The following is a 19,812-nucleotide window of genomic DNA, read 5'->3' on the forward strand; positions in this document are numbered from 1 at the left end:
CGAGCCCGAAAGGCACCCAGCAGATCAGCCAGATCATATCAGAGGGTCCTGCGGTATTTCATGGTGAATATAGGAAGCGATCTCAGTGAGCTCCCTAATCCACCATTTGTGGCTGTGTTGGAGCAAGCCGATCACACTGCATCCTTTAAAGTATCCGCTGACTACTAGATCTAAATCAGGATCGCTTGGAGAGAGTTCTCCCGATGAATCGGTTTTGAAAACAGTTGCCTCGTCAGAGGGAAACTCATACGTCTTCAAGAGCAGGTTGCGAGTGTCCTCGATAAAGTGCACGAAGAGTTCGTCTTCTCCTTTTCCGAGTTTCCAACGCTTGAAGCGTCCTTGCACACAACGCGTAATTTCGGGATATCGCTTGCAATCCACTTTATGCAGCACATGACCGACAGCGCGCAGCGTCGTGATTGCAACGACAAACTCGGCGCGCCAGTTTTGTGAGTGGTCGGCGTGGCATAGCGAGAATGTTGCGTTCATTGAGTCGTCAAGAGGGATGGCGGCACGCAAAAGCTGGATGTTTGCCGTCGCGAGATTCATTCACCCCTCCGCCATCATCTCCCGGCCGATCAGCCAGCGCCTGATCTCGCTGGTGCCGGCGCCGATCTCGTAGAGTTTTGCATCGCGCAGAAGGCGGCCGGCGGGGAATTCGTTCATGTAGCCGTTGCCGCCAAGAAGCTGGATGGCGTCGAGCGCCATGCGCGTGGCGTGCTCGGAGGCGTAGAGGATGCAGCCGGCGGCGTCCTTGCGGGTCGTCTCCTTGCGGTCGCAGGCGGCGGCAACCGCATAGACATAGGCGCGGCAGGCGTTCAGCGTCGCATACATGTCGGCGAGCTTGCCCTGGACGAGCTGGAAATCGCCGATCGCCTGGCCGAACTGGCGGCGGTCGCGGACATAAGGCATGACCACGTCGAGGCAGGCGGCCATGATGCCGAGCGGTCCGCCGGCCAGAACCACGCGCTCGTAGTCGAGGCCGGACATCAACACCTCGACGCCGCGGCCGTGCTGGTGGACGACATTTTCGAACGGCACGTCGACGTCCTCGAACACCAGTTCGCCCGTGTTGGAGCCGCGCATGCCGAGCTTGTCCAGCTTCTGGGCAACCGAAAAGCCCCTCATGCCGCGTTCGATGATGAAGGCGGTGATGCCACGCGAGCCCATCGTCGGCTCGGTCTTCGCGTAGACCAGCAGCGTGCCTGCGTCCGGCCCGTTGGTGATCCACATCTTGTTGCCGTTGAGCACGTAGCGGTCGTTGTGCTTGTCGGCGCGCAGCTTCATCGAGACCACGTCCGAGCCGGCGCCGGTCTCCGACATGGCGAGCGCGCCGACCGTGGCGCCGGCGCACAGGCCGGGCAGGTATTTTTCCTTCTGCTCCGGCGTGCCCCAGCGGTTGAGCTGATTGATGCAGAGGTTGGAATGCGCGCCGTAGGACAGGCCGACCGAGGCGGAGGCGCGTGAAATCTCCTCCATGGCCACGACATGGGCGAGATAGGTCATGCCGGAACCGCCGAAATCCGGGTCGGCGGTGACGCCGAGCAGGCCTAGGCCGCCAAGCTCCGGCCAGAGTTCCATGGGGAAATCGTTGGTGCGGTCGATCTCGGCGGCGCGCGGCGCGATTTTTTCGCGCGCGAAGCGGCGCACCAGATCGCGCAGCGCGTCGACATCCTCACCCAGCGCGAAATTCAGCGTTTGCGTGTACATTCTCTTGCCTCCTGCTTTCCTCGGCAGTCTCGCTGGCGCCGACCAGGCGCATGGTCATGATAAGATAGTTTCTGGTCACTTCTTCGACCGACAGCCGCTCGTCCGGCCGGAACCAGACGATGACCCCGGTGATCATCTGGATGATCGCCATCGCCGTCAGCGCTGCGTCGTCGATGCGGAAAGTGCCGTCTTCCGCGCCGTCGCGCAAAATGCGCCGCAATTCCTTTTCGTAGCTTGTCCGCAGCTTGAGGATGTGCGTGAGCCGCTCGCGCGAAAGGCTGCGCAGCTCCATGTTGGAGACATGGGTGGAATGCCGCCGGGCCATGTGGAACGCGATGTGGTTGGAAACGAAAGCCGAGAGTTCGTCGGTCGGGCCTCCTGCGGCGGGACGACGTGCTTCCTCCCAGCTTGCGGTCAGTCCTTCCATGTGCTCGCGCATTAGCGTGAACAGCATGTCTTCCTTGGTTGGGAAATAGCGATAGAGCGCCGCCGCCTGCACGCCGACCTCCGCCGCGAGCTGGCGCATGGACACGGCCTCGTAGCCGTGGCGTGCAATCAGCGCGGCTGCCGCCTCGCGGATCGCCGCTTGCGTCTTTTCGCCGTCGGAGCCCACTGTTCGCGCCAAGATATCCTCCCTACGGGGATATAATAAAACAAACGTTCAATTCTTTCAACGCCTTTGGCGCGGTGGCACGACCGGGGAGATCGGTCCAGCGGCTCACCGGTTCCTGAGCGCTTCGCCCGTTTACGAAATCTGGAGGTTCGCGTTGCAGGGTGTCGGCGGCGGTACGACAATTGTCGTACCCTGCCAGTAGAAGGCGGAGTAGCCAGATGGCTGATCTCGAGGAAGGACGGGCGGATCGCGCCGGCATCCAGGACCGGTCGTCGGGGCGTTTGGGACGCGCCATAAGAATTCTGCGTGAGCGCGGGCCGCTGGAGCCGTTCCGGCTGGTGCGCCGCCATGGACTTTCCGCCAGTACCGCCTTCGTCGGGCGTAACATCCGCCATCTCATGGCTGACCGGCTGGCACGCAAATGGGACCGCGATCATAATGTCGACACCGCCGGCTCGATCCAGCTTGCGGGATTGCAGGTCGTCGGGCCGCATCGCGACCAAGGCAACGAATGCCTCTGCACCTCGCCAAAAACCTTTGACTTCATCATGCGCAGCCTGCCGGCGGATCTGAGTGACTGCACCTTCATCGACATCGGCGCGGGAAAATCGCGCACTCTGCTGCTGGCGTCGCGCTATCCATTCGCCAAGGTTGTCGGCGTCGAGTTCGCGCACGAACTGGTCGAGATCGCAAAACGCAATGTCGAGACGTTCCGCGATCCGGCGCAGAAATGCCGGAACATCGAAGTGGTCGAGGCGGACGCGGCCGCCTACGAATTCCCCAAGACGCCGCTGGTCGTCTATTTCTACAATCCGTTCTCGAAACAGGTTTTCGACATCGTTATCCAAAATCTGGTGGCGTCGCTGCGCGAGACCGACCGCGATTGTCACGTCGTCTACGGCAGTTCCAGCCATGCGGCGATCGACTGGGCAAAGCCGGCGATCCTGACGAGCGGCGCCTTCGAACAACTCGCCACGCCGCCCATGCCGGGTTTTCTCGATGCGGTGCGCACCATCGACTACGCGGTGTTTCGCTACCGTGGGAAGAACGGATAGGCGCAAGACCGGGGCCGGCGCCGTCCCTACGGCTACATCAGCTTGAAAGGTATGCCCGTCATCAGCGCCTTCACGTAGCGCTTCTTCTGATAAAGCCCATTGAGCGAGACGCGCGGCAGGGCGGTCGGCCGGGCAAGCGTGCCGGCAGAAAGCACGCCGGGCTGCGTGGTTACGGCGATCGAAAGCCCAGCCTCGGCGGCAGCCTGGATCTCGCGGTCGCCGACCGCGTCGGGAAAGCCGTAGGGATAGGCGAAGCTTTTCGGCGGGTATCCGACGAAACGTTTTACCGAGGCGATGGAGCCTTCGATCTCGGCGCGCAACTGCCGCTCATCGACGCGTTTCAGATTGATATGGGTCAGCGTGTGTGCGCCGAAGCGCGCCAGTGGGTCGGCCGCCAGCCGCCGCAGTTCGTCGGTATCCATGGTTAGCTCGGCCGTGATGCCGAGCGGGTCGATGCCATGCGCCCGCGCGGCGCGGTCAAGGTGCTCGACGGCCGAATCCTCTTCGTCCGAGGCGACCAGCCTCGATATGCGGCCGAAGGCGGCCAGCTTTTCGGTCGCCGTGTTCAGGGAAAGCTCCGCGTCGCCTTGGCCGAAATCGAAGCGCAGCAACGATGTCTTGCGCAGCAGTGCCTCGGCGGTCTCCCACCACAGCGAGCGGGTGCGCTCGACAAATCCTTCTGTGAGGAAAATCGTGTAGGGCACGCCGAGCTTGCGGAAGACGGGCGCAGCGAATTCGGCGTTGTTGCGGTAGCCGTCGTCGAGCGTGAAGCTGACGAAGCGGCGGCGGTCGGACGGGTCGGCTAACAGCCCCGGCAGGTCCTCGAGCGGTACCGGCGAGAGGCCGGCTTGTTTCGCGGCAAGGATCGCCTGTTCCAGGAATTCCGGCGTGACCGACAGCAGTGCGTTGGGCAAAAACGCCTCGGCGCGGTGTGGCCGCACATGGTGCAGGGTGAAGATCACGCCGCGGCCGGCGGCGGTTGGCCACAGCGCGCCGATGCCAGGTAGGGCGAAGACTTCCAGTCCGGCACGGATGACCGCGTGCTTGATCGCGCTTTTCATGAGGTCAGCGCTCGGGCTGGTTGCGCGCCGCCACGCTCTCGGCGCTGCGTGACGGCAGACGCAGGACGCGGCGCGTCAGCACCCGCCAGGCGGTGACCGGAATGTCCATCAGCCCCGGCACGGGGTCGCCCGCGGCAAAGGTCGCCCAGGCGCGCACGGACGCGAAGGAGCGCAGATAGGCGCCGATGCCGAGCTTGCCGCGCGAAATGAGGATCGCCGCCGAAACCATGTCGCGCACCAGATACATCCACGCCGTGCCCAGCCGGGCCGGCGATGGTGGGGCGGGGGCCCGGCCGTTGGCGATCTCCCAAACCATCGCACCGAGGTCGAGACCGGCGGCTGAAGCCAGCCCGAACCACGACCACGGCCTGGGATTGACGTCGAGCAATCTGAGCGCGCCGTCGCGCGGATCGAGCTTGAACTCGATCTCGACCAGCCCCTCGAAATCGATCGAGGCGAGCAGTTTTCGAGCTGCTTGAGCCGCGTCGGGGCGCTCGACCACTTCGACGAAAGTACTGGTGTAGCCGAAATCGACCGGGTACTGGCGGGCGCGGCGCGCCGTGAACTCCGCCACCGGCCGGCCGGCGTGCCAGAGCGCGGCATAGGAGAATTGCTGCGTGCCGCCGCCGGGGATCAGTTCCTGCACGACGATGTTGTCGATGCCGATTTCCAAGGCCGCACTGCCAAACACCGGATCGAAACCGGCGTGATCGTCGGCTCGAATCACTTTTGCGCGCGCGAGTTCGCTGGGGCCGCCGCCCATGTTGGGCTTCAGCACCACCGGAAAACGGATAGGCGCTCGGTACGCCTCATCGGTCGAGGCGAAGCGGTAGGTCGGCGGGATCTCGACCGACAGGTCCGTTGCGCGGCGATAGAGCAGCGGCTTTTCGCACATCCATTTGAGTTGGTCCCACGCCGGCAGCATGACCTTGAAGGCCGGCTGCAGGGCGTGGACCGATTGCGAGACCAGACGCACTTCACCGTCGCCGCCAGGTATCAGCAACGCGCCGGCAAGCCCATGCGTGGCGGCTAGGTCGAGCAGGAAGGGAATCGCGCTCGCGTCGTCCGGGCCGGGCCAGTCGAATTTCTTGCGCACGTGCCGCGACAGGCCGGGCAGGGGGGTATCGGTGCTGACCAGCCAGACCGGCACATTTAGAACCCCCAGACTGCGGGCGAGCGCCAGCGTGCCATGCGCGCCGCCGAGGATGACGACGCCCGTGACCTTGCCGTCCAGCATCTGCCCAGGTCGGGACTGAGGCTCCATCTATCGGCTCCGCCAACCGGCACGCAGGGTGTCCAGGCGGATCGGCTGGACCGATTGGATATGATCGGCGTTTACCCTAGACATCGCCTTGTTAATAAACGGTTCGGCGGGGCAAATGCGGGCGTCGGGGGGATCTGGACGCCCCGTTTTGGTTTGTTGGAAAGGCTGCATTATTTTCGCGGCATTCTGTCGGAAGCGTGGTGGGCCGCGCGTCCTCGAAGCAAAGGAAGAAGACATGCTCTACGCGGTGCTCTGCTACAACGACGAAACAGTCACGTCCGCCTGGTCCAAGGAGGAAGACGCCGCCGTCATGGGCCGCCTGAAGAAGGTGCAGGACAAGCTCATCAAGCAGGGCCGGCTCGGGCCGGTGGCGCGGTTGCTGCCGACCACGGCGGCCACCACGCTGCGCAAGACGAAGGAGGAGCCGATTGTCATCGACGGCCCCTTTGCCGAGACCAAGGAACAGTTGCTCGGCTTCTATCTGATCGATGCCGGATCGCTTGACGAGGTGCTGGACGCCGCCCGCGAGCTTGCCGCCGCCAATCCTGGCGTCGGCTCCTACGAGGTGCGTCCGGTCGGCTATTTCGCCACGAATGGAATCAAGACATGACGGATCAGGTCTGGATCGAGGCCGCCCTTTCCTCCGCCCGGCCTCAGGCGGTCAGCGCTCTGCTGCGCTATTTCCGCGACCTGGACACCGCTGAGGAGGCGTTTCAGGAGGCCTGCCTGCGGGCGCTGAGGACCTGGCCGAAGAACGGCCCGCCGCGCGACCCCACCGCCTGGCTGATCTTTGTCGGCCGCAATGCCGCGGTCGATGCGGTGCGCCGCCAGAAGAAGCAGACCGAGCTGCCCGACGAGGACAAGCTGTCCGATCTCGGTGACGCCGAGGCGGCGGCGGTGGAACGTCTGGACGGCGCCGATTACCGCGACGACATCTTGCGGCTGCTGTTCATCTGCTGCCATCCGGACCTGCCCGCAACCCAGCAGATCGCGCTGGCGCTGCGCATCGTTTCCGGTCTGTCGGTGAAGCAGATCGCGCGCGCCTTCCTCGTTTCGGAGGCGGCGATGGAACAGCGCATCACCCGCGCCAAGAGCCGCGTCGCCGGCGCCGGCGTGCCATTCGAGACGCCCGGCGCGGTGGAGCGCTCGCAGCGGCTGGCGGCGGTCGCGGCGATGGTCTACCTCGTCTTCAACGAGGGTTATTCGGCGGGCGTCCATGAACGCCAGGCGCGGGCGCCGCTCTGCGAGGAGGCTATCCGGCTAGGGCGGCTGCTGCTGCGGCTGTTCCCGACCGAGCCGGAGATCATGGGGCTGGTGGCGCTGATCCTGTTGCAGCATGCACGAGCCGACGCCCGCTTCGACGACGAAGGCAATGCCATCCTGCTTGATGATCAGGATCGCACCTTGTGGAAGCGGCCGCTGATCGCGGAAGGCTTGGCACTGATTGACAAGGCGATGCGCCATCGCAGGCCGGGCGCCTATCAGGTACAGGCGGCGATCGCGGCACTGCACGCCCGCGCGGCGCGGCCGGAGGATACCGACTGGCCGCAGATCGAGTTGCTCTATCGTTCGCTCGAAGCCCTTCAGCCGTCGCCGGTGGTCACGCTGAACCGGGCTGTCGCGGTGTCGAAGACAGCCGGTCCCGCCGCCGCGCTCGACCTGATCGAGCCGCTTGCCGAAAAACTCTCAGGCTATTTCTATTTCTTCGGGGTCAAGGGCAACCTGCTGATGCAGCTTGGCCGCAAGGAGGAAGCGCGCATCGCCTTCGACCGCGCCATCGCGCTCGCCAACACGGCGGCCGAGGCCGCCCATATCCGTATGCATCTCGACCGGCTGATGGCGGATGCTGCCTTGCCGCCGGCCGCGCCGCGCGCGGTCAGCTGAGATCTTTCGGGAAAATCCTGTCGGCAACCGCTTCGCTCGGCCGTCCTTGGGACAGCAACAGAAACGGAGCGAAGACGATGAACACTTCCCAAACTGTTCAGGGCGAGGAGGCAAGCGTCCGCACTGTGATCACGCAGTGGGCCGATGCTATCCGCCGCAAGGATGCACCGGCCGCGCTGTCCCATCTGGCCAGCGGCTATCTGCATTTTTCGCTGGCGCCGCCGCTGATCGATGCCGGCGCGGGCGCGACAGACCTCGATGCCTGGTTCCAGACATGGGACAGTCCGCTCGAACTCGAATTGCGAGACCTGACCGTCGCGGCCGGAGACACGGTGGCGTTCAGCCACAGTCTCAACCGGCTCGCGGGCACCAAGAAGCAGGAGGGCCGCCAGGAACTCTGGTTCCGCTGCACGCTCGGGCTCCGCAAGGTCGGCGGTACCTGGAAGATCGCCCACGAGCATGAGTCGGTGCCGTTCTACATGGATGGCAGCATGCGCGCTGCCGTCGACCTGAAGCCATGACCGCCTATTTATTGTGCGATCCGGTCAACCAAGAGGAAATCGCCATGACCGACCAGCCATCGACGAACATTCCGGGCGTCATCGCCTATCTGCAGCTCAGCGACGCCAAGGCGGCGGCCGAACTTTACAAGAAGGCGTTCGCGGCCAGCGAAATCGACCGCAAGCCGACGCCGGACGGCCGGCTGATCCATTGCCATCTGGAAATCAACAATGGCGCACTGATGTTGGCCGATTTCTTTCCGGAGTACGGCCAGGAACAGAAGCCGGTCCAGGGCGTGGTGCTGCACATCGCTTCGTCCCTGCCGCGCGTCTGGTGGGATAGGGCGCTGGGCGCCGGTCTGGAGGTGGTTGTGCCGCTCGAGGTGGCGTTCTGGGGCGACCTCTACGGCCAGCTCCGCGATCCTTTCGGCGTGCTCTGGGGCATTGTCGGTCCGGCCGACGCCGCAGGCAAGGCCTGACGAGAATGGTGGACGACCGACATTCGCCGGAGACGCCTTGCATCGCCATGCTCAGCGTGATCGCACGCCTGAATGGCCAAGCGGAAATCCACTCTTCACGCATGCACTGTTTGGCGTCTATCCTGCTCCGTTCGTCTGGGATGGCCCGAGGTTTCGCGGCCCGCGCGAGCGGGCGCCGACATCGCTTTGGAGCTAGTGCGGCGGAGGAGTGATGCGCGCGAGGAGAAGAAGATGGGCAGGACTGTGGACGACTATGTGGGATCGCTTGCCGGCTGGCAGGCGGAGACGGTCAGAACGCTGCGCGGCACCATCATGGCCGTCGGTGGCCTGAGTGAATCCGTCAAATGGGGTCATCCGGTCTATGAGGCGGACGGACCGGTCTGCCTGCTGAAAGCCCACAAGTCGCATGTCACGCTCGGTTTCTGGCGCGGCGCCGAGATGCGCGACCTGCATGACCGGCTGGAGCCGCATGGCAGTTTTCTGATGGCCTCGATCAAACTCCAGGGCAGCGACGCGATCGACGCGGCGAGGGTAGGCCGACTGGTTGCGGCGGGTGTCGCCCTCAACCGCTTGAAGGGCGACCCGACCAAGGCGGTATAGGTCTGTTTCAGCCGCGCGCCGCAGCCAGAGCGCGCGGAAGCTCCTCGGCAAAGATGTCGAGTTCGTGGTCGAGCCCAACGCTGATGCGGATGCAGCGGTCGAGCACCGGCACCATCGGCTTGCGGATGAAAACGTCACGGGCAAGCAGGTTCTGCATGACCTTCAGCCCAAAGGCGCCGTCCGCACCGCAGTCGATCGTGACAAAATTGGTCCCCGACGGAATTGGCGATAGACCGTTGTCGCGGGCGATCGTTGCGATGCGGTCACGGCCCGAGGCGACCTTGCGCGCCACCTCTGAGAGATAGGCTTGATCCGCCAAAGCGGCCTCGCCGGCGATCTGCGCCATGCGGCTGGTGCCGTAGTGGTTGCGCACCTTCTCGAAGTCGGCGATCACCTCGCGCTCGCCGACCGCATAGCCGCAGCGTATGCCGGCAAGGCCATAAGCCTTGGAGAAGGTGCGGAAGCAGATGTAGTTGGGGCGGTCGATGCGGATCGGCGGTTGCGCCGAAGCCGGCCCGACCTCGCCATAGGCCTCGTCGAGGATAAAGACGGTGGTTTCCGGCAGCGCCTCGGCGAAACGGGTGATCTCGTCGGCCTCCCACCAGGTGCCCATCGGGTTGTCGGGATTGGAGAGGTAGATCATGACGGCATTCTCGCGCCGCACGGCGTCGAGCAGGTCGTCGAGGCTTTCCTTGTCGTTGCGGTAGGGGACCTTCACCAGCCGCCCGCCAAAACCGTCGACATGGAAGTTGAAGGTCGGGTAGGCGCCGAGCGAGGTGACGACCGTGTCGCCAGGCGCCACGAAGATGCGCACCGCTAGATTGAGCAGGCCGTCTATGCCTTCGCCGACTACCACGTTCTCGATGCCGACGCCGAGATGTTTCGCGAGTGCGGCTTTCAGGTCGAAATTGTCGGGGTCGCAATACATCCACTGGTCGGCCGCGACCTCCTGCATCTTTCGGATCACCGACGGCGCCGGGCCAAAACTGCTTTCATTGGCGCCGATGCGAGCCCGGAAGGTACGACCACTCGCGCGCTGCTGCGCCTCAGGCCCGACGAAGGGCACGGTGACGGGGAGGGCTGCGACGATCGGGGCCTGTTTCGGGCGCAGGGTCATGCAAAAGTCTCGGCTGGCGTTTGACTTGCCGGCGTGCCCGGCGGGCAGCGCATAGCAGAAAACGAAAGGATGCGCGGGGAATTTTGTGCCGATTTCTTCCCGCATGCGAAAAGGGCGGCCGAGACCGCCCGTTTTCTCAATGTGCTGCCACTGGTGCCCCATGCGCCGGTGGCGCGATCGGCATTTCCGGTTTCGGCGCAAGTTCCTTGCGGGCGATGTAGGTGTAGAACATCGGCACCACGAACAGCGTGAACAGCGTGCCGACGAGGATGCCGGTGAAGATCACCAGACCCATCGAGTATCGCGCCGCCGCGCCCGCGCCGCTGGAGGTGATCAGCGGCACGACACCCAGCGCCATCGCCGCCGTGGTCATCAGGATCGGCCGCAGGCGCACCTTGGCCGATGCGATGATGGCCTCCATTCGCGACAGACCATGCTCCTCGCGCTGCTGGTTGGCGAATTCAACCAGCAGGATGCCGTGCTTGGTGATCAGCCCGATCAGCGTGATCAGCCCGACCTGCGTGTAGATGTTGAGCGTGCCGAGGCCGAGATTGAGCGGCACGATGGCGCCGAAGATCGACAGCGGAACCGACATCATGATGATCAACGGGTCGCGGAAACTCTCGAACTGCGCCGCCAACACCAGATAGATGACCAGCACGGCCGCCGCGAAGGCGATCAGAATGGTATTGCCCTGTTCCTTCTCCTGCCGCGACTGACCGGAATAGTCGATGAAGAACGAGTCGGTCAGCGTTTCCTTGGCGATGTCCTCGATCACCTTCAAGCCGTCGCCGGTGGTGACGCCGGGCAGCGGCAGCGCCGAGATCGTCGCGGAATTGAGCTGGTTGAACTGTTCGATCGCGGCGGGCGAGGCGTTGCTAGAAATCTTCACCACCGCCGAGAGCGGCACCATCACGCCGGTCGCGCTGCGCACGAAATAGCCGCCAAGCTTCTCCGGATTGTCGCGGAACTCCTGCGGCACCTGCGGGATGATGTCGTAGCTGTTGGAATCGCGGTCGAACTGCGCCACCTCGGCACCGCCGACCAGCAGCGTCAGCGTCCGGCCGATCTCGGAGATCGGCAGGTCGAGTGCGGCGGCGCGGTCGCGGTCGATGGTTATCGTCACTTCCGGCGCATCGTAGGCCATCGAGTTCTGCACGACGATGAAGCGGCCGGAAGCCTGCGCCTTGTTCTTGATCTCCTCGGCCTTTTCGAACACCTGCCCGGCGTCGGCGGTCGAGCGTATCACCATGGTGATCGGCAGGCCGCCGCCGGAACCCGGCAGCGTCGGCGGCGCGAAGACGAAGGCCTGTACACCGGCGACGTTTGAGAGGCGGCCGGTGATATCAGCCTGAAGTTCCTTGGAACTGCGGGTGCGCTCGGCCCAGTCCTTGAAGGCGAAGCCGACGAAGGCGCTGTTGGTTTCGCCGCCGAAGGCGACGGCCGAAAACAGCGCTCTGGTTTCGGGAATATCCTTCACCAGATCGTTGATCTGCGTGACGTATTTTTGAGTGTAGTCGGAGGTCGCATACCGCGGAGCGGTGACTAGGGAGAGCAGGAAACCCTGGTCCTCTTCCGGCGCCAGCTCGCTGGAGGTCTTGGTGAACATGAAGCCGGTCAGAGCGACCAGCGCGATCACGATCATCAGCGTCACCGGCCGGTATTTGAGCGAGCCCGTAACCAGATTCCCGTAGACGCGTTCGACGCGGCTGAACACGGCGTCGACGATACGCTGGAAGCGGCCGGGTGTGCCGGCCTTGAGCAGGCGTGCAGACATCATCGGCGTGATGGTCACCGCGACGATGCCGGAGAGCACGACGGCGCCGGCCAGCGTCAATGCGAACTCACGGAACAGCGACCCGGTCAAGCCGCCGGTGAAGGCCAGCGGTGCAAACACGGCTGCCAGCGTGATCGTCATGGCGACGATGGCCGACGAAATCTCCCGCATGCCTTTGAACGCCGCCTGCATCGCCGACATGTGGTCCTCTTCCATGTGGCGGTGGATGTTCTCCACCACCACGATGGCGTCGTCGACGACCAGGCCGATCGCCAGCACCATGGCGAGCAGCGACAGAAGATTGATCGAATAGCCGACCGTATAGAGCAGGAAGCAGACGCCGATCAGCGCCAGCGGGATGGTGACGATCGGCATCAGCACCGAGCGGAACGAGCCCAGGAACAGGAGAATGACCACCACGACGATGGCGACGGCCTCGCCGATGGTCTTGAACACCTCTTCGATCGAGGCGCCGATCTGCTCGGTCGAATCGTAGACGATCTCGATCGTCATGCCGAGCGGCAGGGTGTCCTGGATGGTCGGGATGATCTTGTGGATTGCCGCCGCCGTGGTCAGCGGGTTGGCGGCGGGCGTCGGGAAGATGGCGAGGAAGGTGCCGGGCTTGCCGTTGAAGGTCACCCGGGCGTCGGTGTTTTCGGCCGCGAGCTCGACGCTTGCCACGTCCCTCAGCCGCACCACGTTGCCGTCGGTCGAGCGCAGCGGCAGCGCCGCGAAAGCCTCCGGCGTCTGCAGCGTCGAGCGCACGGTGATAGAGGAGACGACATATTCGTTCTCGGCATTGCCGGGCGCCGACAGGAAGTTGGAGTTGTTGATGGCGGTCAACACGTCGGCCGCCGTGACGCCGCGCGCCGCCAGCCTGACCGGGTCGATCCACACCCGCATCGAATAGTCGGCCGCGCCGAAAATCTGCACGTCGGCGACGCCCTCGACCGTCGACATGCGCGGCCGGATCACGCGCTCGATATATTCGGTGAGCTGTTCCGGCGTCATGTTCGGATTCTGCATCGAGATGTACATCATCGCGAACTGCTGGCCGGTGCCCTTGACGATCACCGGATCCTTGGCTTCGTCAGGCAAGGTGCCGCGCACGCCCTGCACCTTAGACAAGACCTCGGTCAGCGCCACGTCGGGATTGGAGCCGAGTTTCATCTGCACCGTCACGGTGCTGGAGGAAGGTCGGCTCGCGGAGGTGACGTAGTCAATGTTCTCGGTCGAGGCCACCGCGCGGGCGATCGGCGCGGAAATGAAACCCTGGATCAGGTCCGCGCTGGCGCCGGGATAGGCGGTCGTCACCGTGATGACGGTTTCGTCGACCTTCGGATACTGGCGGATCGACAGGCTCAAAATGCCCTGGAAACCCAGGAGCAGGATCATGCAGGCGAGCACGGTTGAGAGGACCGGCCGGCGGATGAAAATATCGGAGAAACTCATTTCGCGGCGGTCTTCGGGTCGGGGGTGACGGTGTTGTCGATCTTGACGGCGGCGCCGTTGTAGAGCCGGTTCTGGCCGGCGGTGACGACGATGTCTCCGGCCGAAACGCCCGACTTGATCTCGACCAGGCCGTCGGCGCGGCGGCCGATGGTGACGAAAACCTGGCGGGCGACCAAATTCTGTTCCGCTTCCGGCTTGGCCTCGGCGGCAACGGCTGCGCCGGCCGGGATCGGCTTTTCATCGACCTGGCTGGTCTGCGGCTCGTCGGAGCCGGTCGGCTTTGGCTGTTGCTTCTCCGCGTCCGGCGACTGTACGAGGTAGACGTAGTCGCCATAGAGACTGGTCACCACCGCTGTCTGCACCACGGCGATCACGTCCTTCTCCTCTGGAAGCCGCACCTGCACCTGCACGAACTGGCCGGGGCTGAGCCTTCCGTCCGGATTGGAGATTTCGGCGCGCACGGTGACGAGGCGCGTCGCCGGATCGACCTTGGGGTCTATGCCTGTGACCTTTCCGGAAAAATCCCACTTTTCCTGGTCCGTGCCGAGCCGCACCGGCTGGCCGATCTTCAAGTCCGCGAGCCGCTGTTCCGGCACGGTGAAATCGACGCGCATGGTATCGAGGTCCTGCAGCGTGGCGACAACGGTGCCGGGCTGCAGGTACTGGCCGATCTCGATCCTCGGAATGCCGACGGTGCCTGCAAACGGAGCGCGAAGCTGCTTCTGGTCGAGCACGGCCTGCAGTTTCGCCACATTGGCGGTTGCCGTCGCCGCTGCTGCCGCCGCCGCGTCCGCGGCGACGTCGGATCCGACGCCGCGCTTCTGGAGGGCTGTGGCGCGGTCGAGCGCCAACTTGCCGAGCGAGGCCGTCGCCTTCTGGGCTTCCAGGTCGGCGCGCTCCACCGCGTCGTCGAGCTGCACCAGCACCTGGTTGTCGTCGATATGCTCGTTGGCCTTGAACAGGATCAACTTGACGATGCCGGTGGTCTCGACGCTGAGGTCGACGCCCTGCGCGGCCGCCACAGTGCCCAGCGCTTCGATGCCGGGTGTCCAGGTGACCGGCTTCACCTCCTCGGCCGAGACCGTGAGGGTCGGACGCGGCATGTTGGCGAAATAGTCCTTGATGCCCTGGTCGCGCAGCATGTTGAAACCGACGATGCCGCCGCAGACGAACACGAGCACGATGAAGGCCAGGATGAAGCGCAGAATCATGAGTTTACCGATTTTGGAAGGTCCGTCTGTTCCGCGATCCGCATGCTTTGCGGCGACCTGGAAACGGCCCGCTTGAAATCCGAGGGCGATTTACTGTACCGTCTGGACGGTAATGTCAACTGACATTCCCGCAAGAAAAAACGAGAAGGAAACGCCGATGGATGTCAGCACCAAGCCGCGGCCGGCTGCGCCGGCGCGCCCGAGCGCTCGCGAGAGAATCCTTGCCGCCGCCGGTGATATTGCCCACGAAGTGGGGCCAGCCAACATGTCGCTGGATGCTGTGGCTGCCCGCGCCGGCGTTTCCAAGGGCGGCCTGCTTTATCACTTTCCCGCGAAAGCCCAGTTGCTGGAGGCTCTCATCGTGGATCATCTAAGGCATTTTGAGCAGGAATTGGGTGACCACCGCAACGAGAAGGGCGGTCTGGCGAACATCCTGCGCTCCTATCTCGACGTCTCGATGGTCGATTGTGCGCGAAAGGCGCCGCCGGCTTCCGGCGTGCTGGCCGCGATTGTCCAGCACCCGGAGATGATGGCGCCGATCACCCGCTTCAAGCGACAGATGCTGGACCGGCTGAAGGCCGACGCCGGCGAGGAATCAACCGCGCTCATCCTCTTCCTGGCCATGGAGGGCATGCGCAGCATGAAGCTTTTCAATGCCGACATATTGTCCGCCGAGGAGACGGGCAGGGCGGTCGAAGCGTTGTGCGACCTCATCGACTCGACTCGCAGGCCAGCGAACCCCGCCTAGCCTGAGGCGAACCGATTTCGGCCCTTCAGGAAAACTCATTCGCTTTTGCAGGTCGTTCCGACGTCGAGAGCAAGATTCTTTTGGAGGGAACTGGCGGAGAGGAAGGGATTCGAACCCTCGAGAAGCTTTTGACCTCTACTCCCTTAGCAGGGGAGCGCCTTCGACCACTCGGCCACCTCTCCGTGCGGCTGACCTATAGCTACAAACCTTGGAAAACAAGCCATTTTTTGACTGTCCCATTTTTTCTCCACGGTCTCCAAGCAACGCGCCGCGACGGGACGTGACGGGACCAAACCATGAAATTTAGGTCCGTCCGGGGAAAATCCGGGAAGTCTGTTTCTGGTCGCTAAAGCTGCTTCGAGGCGCGGCCACAGCGGCGGATGTCAGCAATGAAACAGCCTGGCTAGAGAATCCATGAGGCGCTTCGGCCTCTTGAATGTGGCCTTCTGAAGCGATCATCCACGCCCCGCTGATTCGCGGTTGCCGTCCTCCAGGTATCGTCGACTACCTACCCGGGAGTGCCCTGCTATGCATTCTTCCGCGAAAGCAATCCCCGTCCAATGACATGCGCCTGGATCTCCGCAGCGCCTTCGAAGATGTTGAGAATGCGCGCATCGCATAGGACTCGGCTGATCTCGAATTCGAGGGCATAGCCGTTGCCTCCGTGGATCTGCAGGCTGGCGTCCGCGTTGCTCCAGGCGACGCGTGCGGCCAGGAGCTTTGCCATCCCCGCCTCGATGTCGCAGCGCCGCCCTTGGTCTTTCATTCGTGCCGCATAGTAGGTGAGGGATCGAGCCATGAGGATTTCCGCTATCATCAGCGCCAGCTTGTCCGACACGCGCGGGAACTTGATGATCGGCTGCCCGAACTGGCGGCGATTGGTGGCGTACTCCAATCCCAGTTCGAATGCCCGGCGAGCTACGCCTATAGCACGGGCCGCAGTCTGGATGCGCGCCCCTTCGAAAGTCTGCATGAGTTGCTTGAAGCCGGAACCCTCGGCGCCCCCGAGAAGAGCATCCTCTGGTAAACGGACATCGGAAAACGCGATCTCGTATTCTCGCATGCCGCGATATCCAAGAACATGGATTTCGCCACCCGTGATGCCCTCATCGGGGAACGGGTCGGAGTCGGTTCCGCGTGTCTTCGCAAGCAGGAACATCGATAGTCCCTGGTAACCTGTGCTCGTCGGGTCGGTACGGACAAGTACGCTCATGAGATCGCTTCGCGATGCGTGCGTGATCCACGTCTTGTTGCCGCTCAGGCTCCAGGTTCCATCAGAATTGTTCGAGGCTCTGCTCCGCAGGCTCGCGAGATCGGATCCCGTGTCTGGCTCCGTAAACACTGCGCAAGGCAGGATGGCTCCCGAGGCAATTCCCGGCAGCCATCTCCGCTTTTGGTCCTCGGTGCCAGCCGAGACGATCAGTTCTCCAGCGATCTCCGACCGCGTGCCGATCGATCCGGCGGCGATCCAGCCCCTGCTCAACTCCTCGGTGACGACGCACATGGCCAGCTTGCCGAGTTCGAGCCCGCCGAACTGTTCGGGAATGCACACGCCGAACGTTCCGATGGCCGCCATCTCGTTCAATATTTCATCGGGCAGCAGGTCATCCGAAAGGTGCCACTTGTGGGCGTCCGGCACGATCCGGTCGGCCGTGAAGCGACGGAACTGTTCACGGATCAGGTCGAGTGCTTCGTCGCCAAGCCGATCGCTGACGCCAAGGCCCTCATAGGCGGCGTCGACAAGCGCAGCTCGGCGTAGGTCATTGTTGCCGTTCTGAATGAACCAGGAGACCGCCGGATCGGAAGCCAGTTCGGAGGCCAGATCCGCCAACCCGATCTCGCCGGGCCTGACGATTTCGTTCTGGCTCATGGGGATTCCGTAGACAAGCTGGTTGAGATACTCGCCTATCCCCACCTCGGCGGCGAGCATGTCCATTTCGGACAGACCGTCGGCGACCGACCAGTTCACCGTCTGCAGTATGGCTTCTCCTAGTGTCGCCATCCAAGCCAGACCGTGAAGTTCCCGCTGGTGCCGGTTCGCGACGGTCGCCGTCATCCCATCACCGCCCATTCGCGCGCCGATCTGGACGCGGGCGTGAGCCAGATAGCTGTCGACGCACTCGGAGACGCGCTGCAGGTTCGCGCGTCTGTCATCCGCGGAAAGGTCCATTTTCGGTTCCAGCATGGTTTGGGTCAGGCAACGATGTCGCGGTCGTGCAGATCGTTGATTTCAGTGTTCGAGAGTCCCAGCACTTCCGACAGAACCTCATCGGTATGCTCGCCGAGACGCGGTGATCTCGGCGGAAAACTTCTCTCAAGACCTGTGAAAGAAGCCGCGGAGCCGGGAGTAGCGTAAGCGAAACCGCTGGGGTGCTCGACCATCTCAAAGATGGGGTTGGCCTCCGAGAGGACTGGATCCTCTTCCAGCGCTTCATGGACGGACCGATAGGGGGACCAACATACGCCGTCTTTATCCAGACGCCGTGCAAGTTCGGCGTAGGATGCACGGCGGATGGGCTTTTCGACAATCGCGAAGAGGCGGTCCTTGTGCTGGAAGCGCAGCCCTTCGTCCTTGCCGAAGGATATTCCGAGCTCCCGTTCCAACGATGCAACCTCGTCAACGATGTTCAGCGCGTTGATCAGGCTCGACCACTGGCCCTCGGTGATCGCGACGAGCATGATCCGTTTGTCGTCGCTCGTGACGAAGTCGCGACCGAAGGCGCCGTACAAGGCGTTTCCGTATCGGGGACGCGCCGTGCCGGACTGCGTGGCTTCAGCGATCATGCCAAGGTTTCCCAGGGTCGCGGCCGCCAGGTCGGAAAGAGGCAGTCGTATCTCCTGGCCTTTTCCGCTTGCTCGCCGAAAGAGCTCCGCGGCGAGCAGGGCGAAAGCAGCGTGCGCGCCGGCCAGCAGATCCCATGCGGGCAACACGTGGTTGACCGGCTCCGCTCCGAGCGATTCCGGGCCGGTCATATATGGAAACCCGAACGCCGCATTGACGGTATAATCCACTGCCTGCCGCCCGTTCGCATGTCCCATCACGCGAACGGTTATCAGGTCGGCGCGGCGTGCGGCGAGGCGCTCATGCGCAAGGAACCCTTCAGCCGGGAAATTCGTGACGAAAAGGCCACCGCCATCGCCGGGCGCCGACACGAGTGCGGCGGCAAGCTCGCGGCCTTCAGGCCGGCGCAGATCGAGTGCGATCGATTTCTTGCCCTTGTTCAGGCCTTCCCAGAAGAGACTGGCCCCATCCTGGGAGCGCGGCCACCGGTTGAAATCCGGACCTCCGCCGATGAGATCGAGACGGATTACCTCGGCGCCCATCTGCGCCAGATGAAGGCCGCACGACGGAGCTGCCACGAATGACGAGGCTTCGATGACACGCATGCCAGTCAGGGTTCGATACATGATCTACCTCGCAGCCATTGCTTCTGGTCGCGCGACTGTCGCGACACAGGCGAGATGATGGTTTGGGACGCTACGAACCGTTTGCCAAGAGACATGTTCGAGGCTGTTGCGCCATTGCCAAAGTTTGTAGTATTGAATTCAGAATTCATCAAGAGAATAATTCTGCGCTCGGGATGGATGGTCTCGGCAGGGACCGGCGATCAAAAGGAGGTATGGGAATGAGCGACCAGACACTGCGTGACGGCACGATCGAAGCGTTTCTGAAGCTGAGTTCGGCGATCATTTCCGACGCACTCGATCTCGCCGGCGTGCACGGGACAATCGAAGGGCTGAAGACTCAGGTCCAGGGACTCAAGATGTGCGGTCCCGCCTACACTGTGCGCTACACGCCGGCATCCAGCGCGCTGCATCGCTTCGCGGACTTCATGGATGACGTACCCGCCGGAGCGGTCGTGGCAATCGACAATGGAGGCAGGACGGATTGCTCGGTGTGGGGCGACACGCTCTCGCTGTTTGCCAGCCGCCACGACTTCGCAGGAACCATTATCGATGGCGTCTGCCGCGACATCGATGGCACGCGAGACCTGAAGTATCCGATGTTCAGCCGCGGCACGTATATGCGCACTGGCAAGGGGCGGATCGGGGTCGAGAGCACTTTGGAGCCGATCGCCCTTAGCGCCATCACCATCCGCGCCGGCGACCTGATTTTTGCTGACGACACCGGCGCTGTCGCGATCCCCAGGGAACGAATCGACGAGGTTCTGGCGTTCGCGGAGAAAATCGCGAAGCGTGACGACGCTTACGCGGCCGCGATCAAGACGGGTGCGGCGATGGCCGACGTCTGGGTCGCCGGCGCAAAAGCCTGACCGCTCGACCACCTTCTGAAGCAGCCTTCTAGCAGTGGCGACGCGCCGATTGGCGGTCGCCAGAGGA

At 63.4% G+C, this 19,812-nt stretch carries 18 protein-coding genes and 1 tRNA gene; 8 read left to right on the forward strand and 11 right to left on the reverse strand.

Going from position 1 to position 19,812, the window contains the following annotated elements:
- Nucleotides 1–33 precede the first annotated feature (33 nt).
- From RB623_RS23085 to RB623_RS23095, 3 genes are read right to left on the reverse strand one after another with little or no spacing between them, the layout of a single operon-like run.
- On the reverse strand, nt 34–549 hold the full coding sequence (locus RB623_RS23085) for a hypothetical protein (protein ID WP_308059363.1): 516 nt from the start codon (nt 547–549) through the stop codon (nt 34–36).
- Entirely contained in the window at nt 550–1,710 is a 1,161-nt protein-coding gene (locus RB623_RS23090) for an isovaleryl-CoA dehydrogenase (RefSeq protein WP_308059364.1), read from the reverse strand. It lies immediately after the preceding gene.
- Nucleotides 1,676–2,335: a TetR/AcrR family transcriptional regulator gene (locus tag RB623_RS23095; RefSeq protein ID WP_308059365.1), complete on the reverse strand. Its 660-nt coding sequence runs from the start codon at nt 2,333–2,335 to the stop codon at nt 1,676–1,678. Before RB623_RS23095 ends, RB623_RS23090 begins: the two co-directional genes overlap by 35 nt.
- Nucleotides 2,336–2,541: 206 nt before the next feature.
- On the opposite strand from RB623_RS23095, the gene RB623_RS23100 reads away from it, so the two are divergent.
- Nucleotides 2,542–3,378 (forward strand): class I SAM-dependent methyltransferase, encoded by an 837-nt coding sequence (locus RB623_RS23100; RefSeq protein ID WP_308059367.1) that lies wholly within the window; start codon nt 2,542–2,544, stop codon nt 3,376–3,378.
- A 32-nt stretch (nt 3,379–3,410) separates the two neighbouring features.
- Here the strand turns inward: RB623_RS23100 and RB623_RS23105 are convergent, their stop codons facing one another.
- Both RB623_RS23105 and RB623_RS23110 read right to left on the reverse strand, forming a co-directional pair.
- The gene (locus tag RB623_RS23105) at nt 3,411–4,439 is read right to left on the reverse strand and encodes a polysaccharide deacetylase family protein (RefSeq protein ID WP_308059368.1); all 1,029 of its coding nucleotides are present in this window, start codon (nt 4,437–4,439) and stop codon (nt 3,411–3,413) included.
- Between the two features lie 4 nt (nt 4,440–4,443).
- Nucleotides 4,444–5,703, reverse strand: coding sequence for an ATP-grasp domain-containing protein (locus tag RB623_RS23110; RefSeq protein ID WP_308059369.1), 1,260 nt, complete (start codon nt 5,701–5,703; stop codon nt 4,444–4,446).
- A gap of 235 nt (nt 5,704–5,938) precedes the next feature.
- On the opposite strand from RB623_RS23110, the gene RB623_RS23115 reads away from it, so the two are divergent.
- From RB623_RS23115 to RB623_RS23135, 5 genes are all read left to right on the forward strand, one after another.
- Nucleotides 5,939–6,313 (forward strand): YciI family protein, encoded by a 375-nt coding sequence (locus RB623_RS23115; protein ID WP_308059370.1) that lies wholly within the window; start codon nt 5,939–5,941, stop codon nt 6,311–6,313.
- Nucleotides 6,310–7,587, forward strand: coding sequence for an RNA polymerase sigma factor (locus RB623_RS23120; RefSeq protein ID WP_308059371.1), 1,278 nt, complete (start codon nt 6,310–6,312; stop codon nt 7,585–7,587). Before RB623_RS23115 ends, RB623_RS23120 begins: the two co-directional genes overlap by 4 nt.
- A gap of 77 nt (nt 7,588–7,664) precedes the next feature.
- Nucleotides 7,665–8,108 (forward strand): nuclear transport factor 2 family protein, encoded by a 444-nt coding sequence (locus RB623_RS23125; RefSeq protein WP_308059372.1) that lies wholly within the window; start codon nt 7,665–7,667, stop codon nt 8,106–8,108.
- Between the two features lie 44 nt (nt 8,109–8,152).
- The gene (locus tag RB623_RS23130) at nt 8,153–8,566 is read left to right on the forward strand and encodes a VOC family protein (RefSeq protein WP_308059373.1); all 414 of its coding nucleotides are present in this window, start codon (nt 8,153–8,155) and stop codon (nt 8,564–8,566) included.
- A gap of 231 nt (nt 8,567–8,797) precedes the next feature.
- Nucleotides 8,798–9,166, forward strand: a complete 369-nt coding sequence (locus RB623_RS23135) for a DUF1801 domain-containing protein (RefSeq protein WP_308059374.1) — start codon at nt 8,798–8,800, stop codon at nt 9,164–9,166.
- Between the two features lie 7 nt (nt 9,167–9,173).
- On the opposite strand, the gene RB623_RS23140 is transcribed toward RB623_RS23135, so the two are convergent.
- From RB623_RS23140 to RB623_RS23150, 3 genes are all read right to left on the reverse strand, one after another.
- Nucleotides 9,174–10,283, reverse strand: a complete 1,110-nt coding sequence (locus tag RB623_RS23140) for a pyridoxal phosphate-dependent aminotransferase (RefSeq protein WP_308059375.1) — start codon at nt 10,281–10,283, stop codon at nt 9,174–9,176.
- A 136-nt stretch (nt 10,284–10,419) separates the two neighbouring features.
- Nucleotides 10,420–13,512, reverse strand: coding sequence for an efflux RND transporter permease subunit (locus RB623_RS23145; protein ID WP_308059376.1), 3,093 nt, complete (start codon nt 13,510–13,512; stop codon nt 10,420–10,422).
- Nucleotides 13,509–14,723 carry an efflux RND transporter periplasmic adaptor subunit gene (locus RB623_RS23150; protein ID WP_308059377.1) on the reverse strand — a complete coding sequence of 405 codons (1,215 nt, stop codon included), beginning with the start codon at nt 14,721–14,723 and terminating at the stop codon, nt 13,509–13,511. Before RB623_RS23150 ends, RB623_RS23145 begins: the two co-directional genes overlap by 4 nt.
- A 157-nt stretch (nt 14,724–14,880) precedes the next feature.
- On the opposite strand from RB623_RS23150, the gene RB623_RS23155 reads away from it, so the two are divergent.
- Nucleotides 14,881–15,471 (forward strand): TetR/AcrR family transcriptional regulator, encoded by a 591-nt coding sequence (locus RB623_RS23155; RefSeq protein WP_308059378.1) that lies wholly within the window; start codon nt 14,881–14,883, stop codon nt 15,469–15,471.
- A 91-nt stretch (nt 15,472–15,562) separates the two neighbouring features.
- Here the strand turns inward: RB623_RS23155 and RB623_RS23160 are convergent.
- The 3 genes from RB623_RS23160 to RB623_RS23170 form a co-directional block, all read right to left on the reverse strand.
- Nucleotides 15,563–15,653, reverse strand: a tRNA-Ser gene (locus RB623_RS23160).
- A gap of 344 nt (nt 15,654–15,997) precedes the next feature.
- Nucleotides 15,998–17,641 (reverse strand): acyl-CoA dehydrogenase family protein, encoded by a 1,644-nt coding sequence (locus RB623_RS23165; protein ID WP_308059380.1) that lies wholly within the window; start codon nt 17,639–17,641, stop codon nt 15,998–16,000.
- Nucleotides 17,642–17,664: 23 nt separating this feature from the next.
- The gene (locus tag RB623_RS23170) at nt 17,665–18,879 is read right to left on the reverse strand and encodes a CoA transferase (RefSeq protein WP_308059381.1); all 1,215 of its coding nucleotides are present in this window, start codon (nt 18,877–18,879) and stop codon (nt 17,665–17,667) included.
- 62 nt (nt 18,880–18,941) lie between these two features.
- Here RB623_RS23170 and RB623_RS23175 point away from each other — a divergent pair, with 62 nt between their 5' ends.
- Nucleotides 18,942–19,745: a hypothetical protein gene (locus tag RB623_RS23175; RefSeq protein ID WP_308059383.1), complete on the forward strand. Its 804-nt coding sequence runs from the start codon at nt 18,942–18,944 to the stop codon at nt 19,743–19,745.
- The last annotated feature ends 67 nt before the right edge of the window (nt 19,746–19,812 follow it).

This window comes from Mesorhizobium sp. LHD-90, assembly GCF_030929505.1.
Lineage (GTDB): Bacteria > Pseudomonadota > Alphaproteobacteria > Rhizobiales > Rhizobiaceae > Kumtagia.

Excerpts from the sequence above, each read along its gene's own strand:
- RB623_RS23085 (WP_308059363.1), bottom strand. The coding sequence starts at position 549 with ATGAATCTCGCGACGGCAAACATCCAGCTTTTGCGTGCCGCCATCCCT.
- RB623_RS23090 (WP_308059364.1), bottom strand. The coding sequence starts at position 1,710 with ATGTACACGCAAACGCTGAATTTCGCGCTGGGTGAGGATGTCGACGCG.
- RB623_RS23100 (WP_308059367.1), top strand. The coding sequence starts at position 2,542 with ATGGCTGATCTCGAGGAAGGACGGGCGGATCGCGCCGGCATCCAGGAC.
- RB623_RS23105 (WP_308059368.1), bottom strand. The coding sequence starts at position 4,439 with ATGAAAAGCGCGATCAAGCACGCGGTCATCCGTGCCGGACTGGAAGTC.
- RB623_RS23110 (WP_308059369.1), bottom strand. The coding sequence starts at position 5,703 with ATGGAGCCTCAGTCCCGACCTGGGCAGATGCTGGACGGCAAGGTCACG.
- RB623_RS23115 (WP_308059370.1), top strand. The coding sequence starts at position 5,939 with ATGCTCTACGCGGTGCTCTGCTACAACGACGAAACAGTCACGTCCGCC.
- RB623_RS23120 (WP_308059371.1), top strand. The coding sequence starts at position 6,310 with ATGACGGATCAGGTCTGGATCGAGGCCGCCCTTTCCTCCGCCCGGCCT.
- RB623_RS23125 (WP_308059372.1), top strand. The coding sequence starts at position 7,665 with ATGAACACTTCCCAAACTGTTCAGGGCGAGGAGGCAAGCGTCCGCACT.
- RB623_RS23130 (WP_308059373.1), top strand. The coding sequence starts at position 8,153 with ATGACCGACCAGCCATCGACGAACATTCCGGGCGTCATCGCCTATCTG.
- RB623_RS23135 (WP_308059374.1), top strand. The coding sequence starts at position 8,798 with ATGGGCAGGACTGTGGACGACTATGTGGGATCGCTTGCCGGCTGGCAG.
- RB623_RS23140 (WP_308059375.1), bottom strand. The coding sequence starts at position 10,283 with ATGACCCTGCGCCCGAAACAGGCCCCGATCGTCGCAGCCCTCCCCGTC.
- RB623_RS23145 (WP_308059376.1), bottom strand. The coding sequence starts at position 13,512 with ATGAGTTTCTCCGATATTTTCATCCGCCGGCCGGTCCTCTCAACCGTG.
- RB623_RS23150 (WP_308059377.1), bottom strand. The coding sequence starts at position 14,723 with ATGATTCTGCGCTTCATCCTGGCCTTCATCGTGCTCGTGTTCGTCTGC.
- RB623_RS23155 (WP_308059378.1), top strand. The coding sequence starts at position 14,881 with ATGGATGTCAGCACCAAGCCGCGGCCGGCTGCGCCGGCGCGCCCGAGC.
- RB623_RS23165 (WP_308059380.1), bottom strand. The coding sequence starts at position 17,641 with ATGGACCTTTCCGCGGATGACAGACGCGCGAACCTGCAGCGCGTCTCC.
- RB623_RS23170 (WP_308059381.1), bottom strand. The coding sequence starts at position 18,879 with ATGTATCGAACCCTGACTGGCATGCGTGTCATCGAAGCCTCGTCATTC.